The organism is Williamsia herbipolensis (assembly GCF_000964005.1).
Lineage (GTDB): Bacteria > Actinomycetota > Actinomycetes > Mycobacteriales > Mycobacteriaceae > Williamsia_A > Williamsia_A herbipolensis.
The window spans coordinates 23,961-37,082 of record NZ_JXYP01000014.1 but is presented as its reverse complement, the minus strand read 5'-3'; the positions used below and the strand labels follow the sequence as shown (position 1 = coordinate 37,082).

Sequence of the window (13,122 nt, the reverse complement as noted above, 5' to 3'; positions counted from 1 at the left end):
TGGGGTGGACGACTGTGGGGTGGGTGCGCGGGGCGAGGGTTCACGTGCCCGGCGCCGCCACCGGGATCGCCGGCGAGGGGCGTGAACGGGTCGCCGAGGCCTCGGAACGTCGCAGACCGGGCGAGATCGTGAATCGACCGAGCAGGGCGAACAACACCTCGAACGCTATCGCGAGAACCGCGACGAGGAGGGCGCCTGCGGTCATCTTCGTGAAATCGGCCTCGGCGCGCCCGTCGAGGATGAACCGACCGAGGCCCTGCAGCCCGACGTAGGCCGCGACGGTGGCGGTCGAGACGATCTGGAGTGTCGCGCTGCGGATCCCGGACAGCATCAGCGGCAGCGCGCACGGCAACTGGACGCGCATCAGGATCTGGGCGCGGGTGTAGCCCATCGCCCGCGCGGCGCCCACCGCTCCCGAGTCGGCGTTCTGGATGCCGGCGTAGGTGCCGGCGAGAATCGGTGGCACCCCGAGCAACACGAGCACGGCGGTCGTCGGGATCAGGTAGACCGCCTGCCCGCTGACACTCGAGGAGATGAGCAGGAACAGCAGCACCAGTGCACCGAGGGTCGGGAGCGCGCGCAGGGCGTTGGCCGAACCCACCACGAGTCCTCCGCCCCGACCGGTGTAGCCGACGAACATCCCCAGCGGCACGGCGATCACGAGCGAGATGCCCAGTGCGAGCAGGGTGTAGACGAGGTGGTGGCCGATCTGGGCCGGCACACCGTCGGGTCCGGTCCAGTGAGAGCTGTCGGCGAACCAGCCCGGCACGTTCACGAGGTCACGACCCGTTCACGCCACGGCGTGGCGATGCGGTTCGCGATCTGGATCGCCACGTCGAAGATCACCGCGAGGACCACACACATCACCACGCCCGACACCAGCGGGCCGTAGAGCTGCAGCTGGAGACCCTGGGTGAACAACGACCCGAGCTGCGAGATGCCGAGCAGCGCGGCAAGGGTCACGATCGACACGTTCGACACCACCGCGACCCGGAGTCCGGCGCTGATCACGGGCACCGCGACCGGCAGCTCCACCAGGAACAGGATCTGCCACGTCCGGTACCCCATGGCGCGCGCGGCGAGGACGGTCTCCACGGGCACCGACGCCAGTCCGTCGGCGACGACGCGCACGAGCAACGCCACGGTGTAGATCGTCAGCGCCAGAACGACATTGATGGGATCGAGGATCTTTGTACCGATGACCGGCGGTAGGAAGATGAACAGCGCCAGCGACGGGATCGTGTAGAACAGGCCCGCGACACCGACGATCGGGGTGTAGCTCCGGCGCGAGCGATACGCCCACCAGCCCAGCGGTAGTGCGATGAGCAGACCGATGGCGGTGGGTATCAGCGTCAGCCAGATGTGGCTGACCGTCAGCGACCACACGAGCCCGTAGTTGTCGCCGACCCAGTCGAGGATCTTGCTCACGCCGCACCCTCGCTCGCCCGCGCCCGGCGGATCGCCGCCAGCACATCGGTGTCGGTCACCGAACCGACGAGAACACCGTCGTCGTCGACGATCACGCAGCGGCCCGCCGGACTCGACAGCGCCGAGTTGAGCAGTTCGCGCAGCGGACTGTCGGCGCGCGCGACCGTGCCGGCGAGGTTGATGTCGTCCGACTCCACCGCGCGGGTCCCGACCGCCGAGGCGTCGACCCACCCGACCGGCCGGCCCTCGGCACCGACGGCCAGGGCCCAACGGCCGTCGATCTCACCGACGGGTTCGCCGAGGGTGACCGTCGGCTCGGTCTGCGGGATGAGCTCGTCGTCACCGAACCGGAAGCCGAGTGAGCGGTATCCCCGTGTGCTGCCGACGAAGTCGGCGACGAACGCATCGGCCGGCGCCTCGAGGAGCTCGGCCGGTGTGGCGACCTGGGCCAGCCGGCCGCCCTGACGGAGCACCGCGACACGGTCGCCGAGTTTGAGCGCCTCGTCGATGTCGTGGGTGACCAGGATGATCGTCTTCGAGATGTCGGCCTGCAGGCGCAGGAACTCGTCCTGCAGCTGCGCCCGCACGATGGGGTCGACGGCACTGAAGGGCTCGTCCATCAGCAGGAACGGCGGGTCGGTCGCGAGCGCTCGCGCAACACCGACCCGCTGTTGCTGTCCGCCGGAGAGCTGCCACGGATACCGCTTGGCGAACGTCGCGTCGAGCCCGACGCGCTCGAGCAGGTCCATCGCCGCGGCACGGGTCTGCTTCTTGCCGTCGCCGAGCAGGCGCGGCAGCGCGGCGACGTTGTCGACCACGGTGCGGTGCGGGAACAGCCCGGCGTTCTGGATGACGTACCCGATGCGGCGGCGCAGCGTGACGGCGTCGATCGACGCGGTGTCGGTGCCGTCGAGGGTGATGCGACCCTCGGTCGGGTCGATCAGTCGGTTGACCATCCGCATCGTCGTGGTCTTGCCACATCCCGACGGCCCGACCAGGACCGTGATCTCACCGTTCGGGGCGGTCAGATCGAGACCGTCGACCGCGACCGTCCCGTCGGGATACGTCTTCGAGACCCGCTCGAACTCGATCATGGTCGTCCTTCGTCACTGTCGGTCTCCGGCTCCCAGAAGATGGGAACCTACCGACCGTATAACGTCAGACCTTCTCCTCGCGCACAAGCGAGGTGTCCACGGGCAGATCGTCCGACGGCAACACGTCGTTGGTGTCGTCGGTCGCGGCGATCGTGTTGGCGTGGACGCGCAGCTTGTCCTCGAGTCCGTCGCTGCGGTGCTTCTCGGCCAGGATCAGCGGATCGCGGCGCAGGTCCTTGTAGAGCGACACGCACATCACGATCATCACGATCACGAACGGCAGCGCCGCGATGATGGCCATCGTCTTGATGCCCTGCAGCGCGTCGTCGCCGCTCACCCAGAGCAGCAGTGCGGCAACGGCGCCGGTGAGCACACCCCAGAACACGGTGACGCCCTTGGAGGGTTCGGCGCGTCCGCGTTCGGACAGCGTCGCCATCACCAGCGACGCCGAGTCTGCGCCGGAGACGAAGAAGATCGCGACGAGGACCATGACGAGGACCGAGGCGATACCCGCCCACGGGAGGTTGCCGAGCATGTCGAACAGCTGCGACTCCTCGTTCGGGCTGTCCGCCAGTCCCTTTCCGTTCATCTGCTGACTGATGGCCGTGCCACCGAAGATCGCGAACCACACCAGCGACACCGTCGACGGCACCACCATGACGCCCACCACGAACTGGCGGATGGTGCGACCCCGGCTGATCTTGGCCAGGAACATGCCCACGAACGGCGTCCAGGACACCCACCAGGCCCAGTAGAAGATCGTCCAGTCCGACAGCCACTGTTGTCCGGCGGCGTCGGTGTTGGCGCTGGTGCGCGCGGCGTCAGCGGTGATCTCACGGGCGTAGCTGCCCAGCGAGGTGGGGATGACGTTGAGGATGAACACGGTCGGACCGACGACGAAGATGAACAGCGCCAGCACGATCGCGAGCACCATGTTGATGTTCGACAGCCATTGGATGCCCTTGGCGACACCGGAGACCGCGGAGGCCACGAACGCCGCGGTCAGGACCGCGATGATGCCGACCAGCAACAGCTTTCCGCTCTCGCCCGCCCAGTTGAGCTCCTCGAAGCCCGAACCGATCTGTGCCGCACCCAGGCCCAGCGAGGCGACGGTGCCGAACAGGGTCGCGAAGATCGCGAGGATGTCGATGACCTTGCCGCCCCACCCGTTCGCGCGGTGGCCGAGCAGGGGCGCGAACACCGCGCTCATGAGCTGGCCGCGGCCGCATCGGTACGTGCTGTAGGCGATCGCGAGTCCGACGACGGCGTACATCGCCCAGGGGTGGAAGCCCCAGTGGAACATGGTGGTGGCCATGGCGACACCCACGTTCTGCCCCTCGGTCCCGGGGGGCGCGGTGCTGAAGTGGGTGAGCGGCTCGTAGGCGCCGTAGAACATCAGGCCGATGCCCATGCCGGCGCTGAACATCATCGCGATCCAACTGACGGTGCGGAACTCGGGCTTCTCACCGTCGCGGCCGAGGGGGATCTTCCCGTACTTGCTGGCCGCCAGGAAGATCGCGAACAGCACGAACCCGGTGGCCGAGAGGATGAACATCCAGCCGAGGTTGTCGGTGATCCAGTCGAGGATGGTGCGGGTGACGTCCTTGAGGCTCGTCTTGTCCACGATGCCCCACACCAGGAACGCCACGACCAGCGCCGCGGTCACCCCGAAGACCACGAAGTCGACCCTCATCCGTCCGCCGTCACCGGCGTGGGGATCGGGCGCCACCTGCGTCGATGCGGGGTGGGTCGCCGTCGGTGAGACGTCGCCGTGGGCGTCGGGAGAGTGCATACCGGTCGAAACAGCCATAACTCACTGTCGCAGCACGGCGGCAGTTCGGACAAACGAACCGCGGAAATGGACACCCACCCGTAACACCGGGGGTGCCGTGGTCACGTTCGGGTATGCGCGGACGGCCCGATCAGTCGGTGTCCAGAGCTGTGCGCAGCATCGATGCGATCGCCGCGTCGTCGACGCCGAGCGCACGCAGGGCCGCGACGTGGGAGACGGTGAGACGTTGGGCACGCTGCGTCGCGGAGTCCGACCGCGCCCGGATGAAGGATCCGTTGCGCCCTCGTGTCTCGATGACCCCCGCCGACTCGAGCTCGCGGTAGGCCCGCGCGACGGTGTTCGGCGCGATCGAGAGCTGATCGGCCAGGGCGCGCACCGTGGGGAGGCGGGTGCCCACCAGCAGGTCCCCCGAGCCGACGAGTTCGATGATCCGCATCCGCACCTGCTCGTAGGGTGCAACCGCCGACCCCGGATCGATCGTGATCTTCATCGGGCCGTTTCCCTTGCGGTCACAACGGATCCCGGGCGACCGGACACGACATGCACCGCGGACCGCCACGCCCCGAACCGAGTTCGCTGCCGCTGATGGTGAGCACCTCGATCCCGGAATCGCGCAGGCGCCGGTTGGTCTCGACGTTGCGGTCGTAGGCGACGACGACACCCGGTGAGACCGCGAGGGTGTTGTTGCCGTCGTCCCACTGTTCGCGTTCGGCGGTCACCGCGTCGAGTCCGGTGTCGATCACGCGCAGCTTCTCGATGGCCATGGCCTCGGCCGCGGCGGTGACGAAGGGCGCGGGCCCGGTGACGCTGGGGTGCTCGCCGCGTCCGCCGGTGCGCCGGATGGTGAAGGCCGACAACGTGTCCTGGATGGCGGGGTACATCACGACGGCGTCGACGTCGACCATGGTGCAGACGGTGTCGAGGTGCATCGACGCCCGCCGCTGCTCGATCGGCACCGCGAGCACCGTGTGCGCGAGTTCGTCGTCGAAGAGGCTGCGCGCCAACGCCTCCGCCCCGGCCGGGGTGGTGCGCTCCCCCACCCCGACGGCCACGACACCGGGCGCGAGCAGCAGCACGTCGCCACCCTCGACCGGCGCGCTGTGCGATTCGTAGGCGCGACGGGCTCCCCGGAAACGGGGATGGTGGGCGTAGATGAGGTCGGTCAGCGAGGTCTCGCGGCTGCGGGCGGGCAACGCGAGACTGGTGATGGCGAACCGCGCGCCGATCCAGAACGAACTGTCCCTGGTGAACAGCAGATTCGGCAGCGGGTCGATGGCGAACTCGACGCCGTGGTGCATCCGCCGCACCAGCGACGACCGCGCCGCCGCCGGGCTCTCCGGGAGTTCGTCGAAGGTCATCCCGGCGGTCAACACCGACGCGAGGTCACGCGGGGCCAGTGTCCGCAGGTGTCCGGTGAGTTCCTGGGCCAGGTGGTGTCCGAGCCTGCGCGCGCTGACCGCGGCGGCGATCCCCTGCATGCGGGCGGCGCCGCTGCGCTCGATCGTCTCGACCAGGAGGTCGCCGAGAAGCAACACCTCGACCCCGCGTTCGCGCAGCACCTCGGCGAACCCGTCGTGCTCCTCCTGGGCCCGGTCGACCCACGGCAGTCCGTCGAACAGCAGTTGGTCGCTGTTGCGCGGGGTGAGGCGGCGCAGTTCGTCACCGGGGCGGTGCAGCATCACCGTCCGGAGTCTGCCCACCTCCGAATCGGAACCCAGCGCATGTCCCCGGGGATCCGCGTTCTCCATGGGATCACGGTAGTGCTCGTTCAGGGCGAGTGCGCCTCGGACGCGGCGATACCCACACGAACGGGCGCGGTCTCCCGCGCGAAGGCCCACAGCGCCAGGGCCACCAGCGGGACCGCACCGGTGAGCGCGAACGCGGGCCCGTAGCCACCGGCGTGGTCGACCATCAGGCCGGCGAGGATCGGTCCGCTGACGGCACCGACGTCGGAGATCATCTGGAACGCCGCCAGCGCGGTGCCGCCCTGTCCGCGTGCGGCGAGCAGGTCGGCGAGTGCCGCCTGGTGGGTGGGGGCGAACAGACCCGAGCCGGTGCCCGCGACGAAGCTCAGCACGCCGGCGACCCACAGTGATCCGCTGAAACCGAGGACGAGCGTCGCCCCCGACATCAACGCCAGACCCGGCAGCATGATCGGTTTGCGGCCGTAGCGGTCGGAGAGCCGCCCCGCCAGCAGGATCGACGCGACGTTGCCCGCGGCGTAGATCGCGAGCACCACACCCGACCACGCACTCGACTCGTCGAGCCCGTAGACGATGTACAGCGGGACCAGCGCGACACGCACACCCTGGCTGGCGAATCCCTGGGTGAAGCTCGAGGCGAGGATGGCCCGATAGGTCCTGTCGCGCAGTGCCTCCCGCAGACCCATCGGATCGATGACCGGTCCGCTGCCGGCGACCGGTCGGCCCCCCACGTCGCGCAGCGCGGTCGCCACCACGGCCGACGCGATCAGCAACGCGATCGCGTAGACCACGAACGGCAGGCGCAGCCCGTAGCTCACGAGCCCGGCACCGATCAGCGGACCGGTGATGTTGCCCAGCAGGAAACCGCCGCTGAAGAAGCCCGAGACGCGACCGCGGATGTCGGGCGGTGAGAGACGGATGAGCAGGGCGAGCGCCGAGACGCTGAACATCGTCGACCCGATGCCGCCGAGCCCGCGGAACACGAGCAGCTGCCAATAGGTCTGGGCGAAGGCGCACGCGAGGGTCGACGCGGCGACGATGAGCAGGCCCGTGAGATAGATGCGGCGCTCGCCCAGCCACGACACCAGCTTGCCGCTGGCCGGCGCGAACAGCAGTCGCATCATCGCGAAGGCCGACACGATCACCGTCGCCGCGGCCACCGACACGTCGAAGCTGCGCGCGAAGGTGGGCAGGGCGGGCGCGATCAGCCCGTAGCCCAGTGCGATGACCACGTTCGCCGCGAGCAGGACCCAGATGCCGCGGGGGATCTGCTTCACCGGTGTCGCTCTGGACGGGGACTCGGGTGTGCGGCCATACCCCGATCGTCGACGATGGGCGCCCCTGCACCAAAATCGCCGGACGTCTCTACGATCTCTGGATGCGTATCTCGTGCACCACTCCCCGCCTCCCGGCGCCTCGGCTCGTCCTCTCGGCCGCGGTTCTCGCGCTCACCGTCACGGCCGCCGCCTGTGCCCCCGCATCCGATTCCGCGGATGCCTCGGCGCCTGCGTCGTCGTCGACGTCGCTGGCCGACTGCCGTCCGGGCTCGCTGGCGTTGACCACACCCGGCGTCCTGACCGTCGCCACCGACGACCCGGCGTACTCGCCGTGGTTCGTCGACAACACGCCCACCAACGGTGAGGGCTTCGAGTCGGCGGTCGCCTATGCCGTCGCCGACAAGCTGGGGTTCGCCAAGAACCAGGTGACCTGGACGAAGGCCGGGTTCAACCAGGTCATCCAGCCCGGGAAGAAGAACTTCGACTTCGACATCAACCAGTTCTCGATCTCCGCCCAGCGGGCGAAGGCCGTCGACTTCTCGAGTCCGTACTACTCGGCCTCACAGGCCATCATCACGTTGCAGGGTTCGAAGTACGCGGGCGCGACATCGCTGGCCGACCTCAAGGGCGCGAAGCTCGGTGCGCAGATCGCGACCACCTCGCTCACCGCGATCGACCAGATCGCCCCCACCACCGCACCGCTGGTGTACGACGACACGTCGAAGGCCGGGCAGGCGTTGCAGAACCGACAGGTCGACGCCATCGTCGCCGATCTCCCCACCGCGTACTACCTCACCTCCGCCGAGCTCACCGGCGCGAAGATCGTCGGGGAGTTCCAGCCGACCAAGGGCGAACAGGAGCGCTTCGGGCTGCTCCTGTCGAAGGGCAGTGCGCTCACACCCTGTGTCTCGGCCGCGGTCGACGCTCTGACCTCGGACGGCACGCTGACCCGCCTGCAGGACCGCTGGCTCACCCAGGCGACCAGCGTCCCCGAACTCCGTTGACCGAGGCCCCTGCCCGCAGCGCGAGACAACGCGAACGCGAGCGATACCGACGGCGACGCAACCGGATCCGCGCGACCGTCGCGGCGGTGTCGACGATCGTCGTGCTCGGTGCCCTGGTCGGGGTGGTGCTGGCCTCGCCGGGCTGGGATCGCGTGCGGGCGACGTTCTTCGACTACGACGACGCCGTCGGTTCCCTCGGCGACGTCGCGTCGGCGTTTGTGCTCAACATCCGACTGTTCCTCACCGTCGAGGTCGCGGTGCTCGTGCTCGGTCTGCTGATCGCGGTGATCCGGGTGATCCCGGCGCCCGCGCTCGCCCCGGTGAAGGTGATCGCCGTCGTCTACACCGACGTCTTCCGCGGTACGCCCACCCTCCTCATCGTGCTGCTCGTCGGGTTCGGCGTGCCCGCGCTGGAACTCACCGGTCTGCCGACGAGCCTGTTCTGGCTCGGCGTGATCGCCCTGACGCTGAGCTACGGCGCCTACGTGGCCGAGGTGATCCGCGCCGGGATCCTCTCGGTCCACCCGTCGCAGTGGGCCAGTGGTCGCGCGATCGGTCTGTCGTACGCGAAGACCCTGCGCCATGTGGTGTTGCCGCAGGCGTTGCGGCGGGTGGCCCCGCCCCTGCTCAACGACTTCGTGTCGCTGCAGAAGGACACCGCACTGCTGTCGACGATCGGGCTCGTCGAGTCGTTGCGCGCCGCCCAGGTGATCTCGGGCCGCGACTTCGTGTTCACCCCGTACGTGGTCGCGGCGTGCTTCTTCATCGTCGCGACCATCCCGCTCGCCCGACTGACCGACCATCTGACGGTGCGGTCGCTGCGCCGCGAGAACGGCATCTGATGCTGCGGGCGAGTGCGATCCGCAAGTCGTTCGGCGGTCACGAGGTGCTGCGCGGTGTCGATCTCGACGTCGCCGAGGGTGAGGTCGTGTGCCTCATCGGTGCGTCGGGGTCGGGCAAGTCGACGCTGCTGCGGTGTCTGAACCTGCTCGAGGAGGTCGACGACGGCGACATCTTCCTCGACGACCGCGAGATCACCGATCCCCGTGTCGACGCCGACGAGGTGCGCCGATCGATCGGCATCGTCTTCCAGGCCTACAACCTCTTCCCGCACCTGTCGGTGCTGGCCAACATCACCCTGGGGCCGGTCCGGGCGCTCGGTGTGCCCCGCGCGGAGGCCCGCAGCGAGGCGCTCACCCTGCTCGACCGTGTCGGACTGGCCGAGAAGGCCGACGCCTACCCCGATGCGTTGTCGGGTGGGCAGCAGCAGCGCGTCGCGCTCGCCCGCGCCATCGCGATGCGCCCGCGGGTGCTGCTGCTCGACGAGATCACTTCCGCGCTCGATCCGATGCTCGTCGGCGAGGTGCTCGACGTGATCCGCGGCCTGCGCGCCGACGGGATGACGATCGTGATGGCCACCCACGAGATGACGTTCGCCCGCGAGGTGTCCGACCGGGTCGTGTTCCTCGCCGACGGCGCGATCGAGGAGTCCGGTCCGCCCGAGCAGATCTTCACCGCGCCGAGCAGCCCGCGCACCGCTGAGTTCCTGGCCCGTCACCTGCGCTGACGTTCGAGCGCCAGGATGTGGTGGGCGCGGTCGTCGATCGGGTTGTCGGGGGTGAGTGCCCCGCTCGCGACGATGCGGAAGCCGGCCTTCTCGAGTGCGCGCCACGAGCGGCGGTTGGCGGCGACGACCGGGACGACGATCCGTTCGGCGTCGGGGTGTCGGGCGAAGGTGTCGGCGCATCCGGCGACGATCACCCCGGGCCCGATGCCACGACCGAGCAGTTCGGGGACCCCGATCAGGTAGTCGATCGTGTAGGTCGTGGCGGCGACCGGTCCGATGACCGGCGCGAGTTCGTCGACGTAGTCGCCGAAATCGATGATCCGGCAGCGCTGCAGGAGTCCGATGGGTTCGCCGTCGGCCTCGACGACGAGATCCTCGGCGGGCGTCTCACCGTCGATCACCGGTCCGAACTGCTTCTCGAGCGACGCGGGGTCGTACGCCTGGTTCCACCACCGCTCGACATCCGGTGTGGCGAGCCATCGACCGACACGCGGGTAGTCCGCCCGGGTCACCGGACGGAAGGTGAACGTCGACTGCGACGAGACCCGCGTCGGCGTCACCAGCGGCGGGTCTGCAGATCGTCGAGTGCGCGTTCGGTGAGAGTGCGGCCGAGGTCGATCATCTCGCCGGCGCGGTGGAAGTCGAGGCTGCGAATGGCGGTGCGGGGCACCTCGATCAGCAGGTCCGGGGGGAACGCCGCGAGCTGATAGCGCGCCAGCGCCTCCTGCATGATGTCGAGCGATCGGTCCATGACGGTGAACCGGCTGAGTTTGCGGACGGCGGAGTCGTCGGACGGGCTGGTGATCACACGCGACTCGGTCTCGGGATGGCGACGCGCCGACGAGTCGGCCTCGGCGTCGATGGTGTCCGCGTCGACGGTGTCGGCGTCGTTGGCGCCGGGGTCACCGGCGAACCGGTCGACGATGGAGCGCACGAAGTCGCGGTCGAGGATCGGCGACGCGGCCTGGCGGATCGCCTCGATCGCACCGGGCACCGTCGGCGTGTGGGTGTCGCCGACCTCGGCGTCGATGCCGCCGGTGTCCGCGCCGAGATCGACGCCGATGATCAGGTCGGCGCCGGCCGCGGCGAGCGGCGCGATCGGCACGGGGTCGAGGATGCCGCCGTCGACCAGCACACGACCGTTGTGGACGTACGGGGTGATGACACCCGGGATCGCGATCGAGGCGCGGATCGCGGTGTCGACCGGCCCCTTCTGGAACCACTTCGGGCGCCCGGACGTGAGGTCGGTGGCGACTGCGGTGAACGGGATCGGCAGGTCCTCGATGTGGACCTCCCCGAGGATCTCGCGCACCTTGTCGAGGATCTTCGCGGCGTGGATGACGCCCGGCGCCGACAGCGACACATCCATCAGGCGCATCACGTCGAGCTGGTTGAGGCCCTGCACCCACGACGTGTACTGGTCGAGACGCCCGGCCGCGTGCAGCCCGGCGATCAGCGCACCCATCGACGAACCGGCGATCGCCACGATCTCGTAGTCGTGCTCGGCGAGGACCTGCAACACCCCGATGTGGGCATAGCCCCTGGCACCGCCACTCCCCAATGCAACAGCGACGGTTGTTCTGCTCACGACGCCAGACTACGAGTCGTCGGCGGTCAGGGAACTGCCGGGCACGCCACACCGACCTCCCAGACTCCCGCGTCATCGTGGGTGCCATGACCAGCCATGCCGCCACCCCGGCCGCGCCACCCCGCACGGCCGTCGCGCCGACGACGCCACCCGCACCTCGAGGTGACCGCTCCCGACTCGTCCGCGCGGCCGTGCTCGTGGTCATCGCCGTCGCGGCGCTGGGCCTGCGACTGGCCTTCCTCGACCACCGCAGTCTCGACTTCACCGCGTTCCTCGACCGCTGGTACACCCATATCGCCGACAACGGCGGCTTCGCGGCGTTCTCCGAGTCGTTCGCCGATTACAACTACCCGTACCTGTACCTGATCGCGATCCTCACCTACCTGCACATTCCGGCGCTGGTCGGCATCAAGGGCATCTCGATCGCGTTCGACTTCGTGCTCGCCTACTTCGCCTATCGCATCGTCGGGCTGCGGTATCCCACGTTCTGGCCGCGGGCCCTGGTGTTCGGACTGATCCTGTTCCTGCCGACCGTGGTCGCCAACAGCTCCTACTGGGGCCAGGCCGACGGCATCTACTCCGCCTTCGCCGTCGGCGGGGTCTACTTCCTCCTGCGTCGTCGGCCGTGGCTCGCGTGCGTGTTCATCGGTCTCGCACTGTCGTTCAAGTTGCAGGCGATCTTCCTGATCCCGGTGGTCGCGTTCCTCGTGCTGCGGCGCCGGATACCGTGGCGGTCGCTGCTCGCGATCCCCGCGGTGATGCTGCTGCTCGACATCCCTCCGCTGCTGGTCGGCGCACCGATCGGTGAGGTGCTGGGCGTGTACGTGAACCAGACCGGTTCGTACAAGCAGCTGACGCTGGGTGCGCCGAACCTGTATCAGTGGATCTCGTTGGGCGGCACCGTCACCTGGATTGCCTACGCGGGTGTCGGTGTGGTCTGCGTACTCACCGCCGCGGCGTTGCTCTACGCGCTGCGCCACAAGCCGGAGCTCGACGACACCGCCATCCTCCTCGCGGTCGCGACCAGTGCCGTGGTGGTGCCGTTCTTCCTCCCCGCCATGCACGAGCGGTACTTCTACATGGCCGAGGTGCTCACCGTCATCGTGGCGTTCTACCTGCCCATGCGCTACTGGATCATCCCGATCCTCGTCCAGATCGCCTCGTTCGGAGGCTATTACGACTCCCTCACCGGCGACCAGGCCGGTGGCGGGTTCGGAGGGCGGCCCGGTGGCGGCCCCGGCGGAGGCGGCCCACGCCCGGACGCGGGCATGGGCGGTGGCCGCCCGTCTGGCGGAGCGGGCGGCAGAGCGCGTGGCGGAATGGGTGGGAATCGCAGCGGCGGTGACGGTTACACCTCGGGCCAGGGCGACACGTCGCTGCAGACCTACGCCGGGGTGATGGCCATGGCCGTGCTCGCCCTCGTCGCGACCACCGTCACCCACATCCGTCGTCTGGGGAGGTGATCGCGACGATTGGGCACTTCGTCTCCACGGCCTGTGGATCAACGTGATGTTCACTCCGATCATTGTCGGCACCGTCCAGTAGCGTGGTGATCGGGGGCGTCGCCCAAGCCGTTATTCCATTGCCTTCCAGCATTATTCGTCGCTTATCCTCTTACACACGGGTTCGAACGTGCGTACGGTAGAAGGATGACCGGGGATCATTCATC

13 protein-coding genes are annotated in these 13,122 nt (G+C 68.8%); 4 read left to right on the top strand and 9 right to left on the bottom strand.

Annotated features, from left to right (window positions below; all coding sequences use genetic code 11):
* Positions 1-40: 40 nt before the first annotated feature.
* The 7 genes from TU34_RS06025 to TU34_RS05995 form a co-directional block, all read right to left on the bottom strand.
* Positions 41-769 (bottom strand): ABC transporter permease, encoded by a 729-nt coding sequence (locus TU34_RS06025; RefSeq protein WP_045822224.1) that lies wholly within the window; start codon positions 767-769, stop codon positions 41-43.
* A gap of 2 nt (positions 770-771) precedes the next feature.
* Positions 772-1,428 carry an ABC transporter permease gene (locus tag TU34_RS06020; protein ID WP_238981186.1) on the bottom strand — a complete coding sequence of 219 codons (657 nt, stop codon included), beginning with the start codon at positions 1,426-1,428 and terminating at the stop codon, positions 772-774.
* Positions 1,425-2,522 carry an ATP-binding cassette domain-containing protein gene (locus TU34_RS06015; RefSeq protein ID WP_045821962.1) on the bottom strand — a complete coding sequence of 366 codons (1,098 nt, stop codon included), beginning with the start codon at positions 2,520-2,522 and terminating at the stop codon, positions 1,425-1,427. Before TU34_RS06015 ends, TU34_RS06020 begins: the two co-directional genes overlap by 4 nt.
* 64 nt (positions 2,523-2,586) lie before the next feature.
* Positions 2,587-4,215 (bottom strand): BCCT family transporter, encoded by a 1,629-nt coding sequence (locus TU34_RS06010; RefSeq protein ID WP_045822222.1) that lies wholly within the window; start codon positions 4,213-4,215, stop codon positions 2,587-2,589.
* A 229-nt stretch (positions 4,216-4,444) separates the two neighbouring features.
* Entirely contained in the window at positions 4,445-4,804 is a 360-nt protein-coding gene (locus tag TU34_RS06005) for a GntR family transcriptional regulator (RefSeq protein WP_045821961.1), read from the bottom strand.
* 19 nt (positions 4,805-4,823) lie between these two features.
* A complete protein-coding gene (gene arcA / locus TU34_RS06000) occupies positions 4,824-6,062 on the bottom strand; it encodes an arginine deiminase (RefSeq protein ID WP_045821960.1) in 1,239 nt (412 codons plus the stop codon).
* 20 nt (positions 6,063-6,082) lie between these two features.
* On the bottom strand, positions 6,083-7,294 hold the full coding sequence (locus TU34_RS05995; RefSeq protein ID WP_045821959.1) for an MFS transporter: 1,212 nt from the start codon (positions 7,292-7,294) through the stop codon (positions 6,083-6,085).
* Positions 7,295-7,395: 101 nt separating this feature from the next.
* On the opposite strand from TU34_RS05995, the gene TU34_RS05990 reads away from it, so the two are divergent.
* Genes TU34_RS05990 through TU34_RS05980 form a run of 3 tightly spaced genes read left to right on the top strand, consistent with a single transcriptional unit; the run spans position 7,396 to position 9,865 of the window.
* Positions 7,396-8,298, top strand: a complete 903-nt coding sequence (locus TU34_RS05990; RefSeq protein WP_045822221.1) for an ABC transporter substrate-binding protein — start codon at positions 7,396-7,398, stop codon at positions 8,296-8,298.
* Positions 8,295-9,140, top strand: coding sequence for an amino acid ABC transporter permease (locus tag TU34_RS05985; protein WP_045821958.1), 846 nt, complete (start codon positions 8,295-8,297; stop codon positions 9,138-9,140). Before TU34_RS05990 ends, TU34_RS05985 begins: the two co-directional genes overlap by 4 nt.
* Entirely contained in the window at positions 9,140-9,865 is a 726-nt protein-coding gene (locus TU34_RS05980; RefSeq protein ID WP_045821957.1) for an amino acid ABC transporter ATP-binding protein, read from the top strand. Before TU34_RS05985 ends, TU34_RS05980 begins: the two co-directional genes overlap by 1 nt.
* Here the strand turns inward: TU34_RS05980 and TU34_RS05975 are convergent.
* Positions 9,853-10,425: a GNAT family N-acetyltransferase gene (locus tag TU34_RS05975; protein WP_045821956.1), complete on the bottom strand. Its 573-nt coding sequence runs from the start codon at positions 10,423-10,425 to the stop codon at positions 9,853-9,855. The two genes, TU34_RS05980 and TU34_RS05975, sit on opposite strands and share 13 nt — an antisense overlap.
* A complete protein-coding gene (locus TU34_RS05970; RefSeq protein ID WP_045821955.1) occupies positions 10,422-11,453 on the bottom strand; it encodes a patatin-like phospholipase family protein in 1,032 nt (343 codons plus the stop codon). Before TU34_RS05970 ends, TU34_RS05975 begins: the two co-directional genes overlap by 4 nt.
* An 86-nt stretch (positions 11,454-11,539) precedes the next feature.
* On the opposite strand from TU34_RS05970, the gene TU34_RS05965 reads away from it, so the two are divergent.
* Entirely contained in the window at positions 11,540-12,916 is a 1,377-nt protein-coding gene (locus tag TU34_RS05965) for a glycosyltransferase 87 family protein (RefSeq protein WP_082079926.1), read from the top strand.
* Positions 12,917-13,122: the final 206 nt, after the last annotated feature.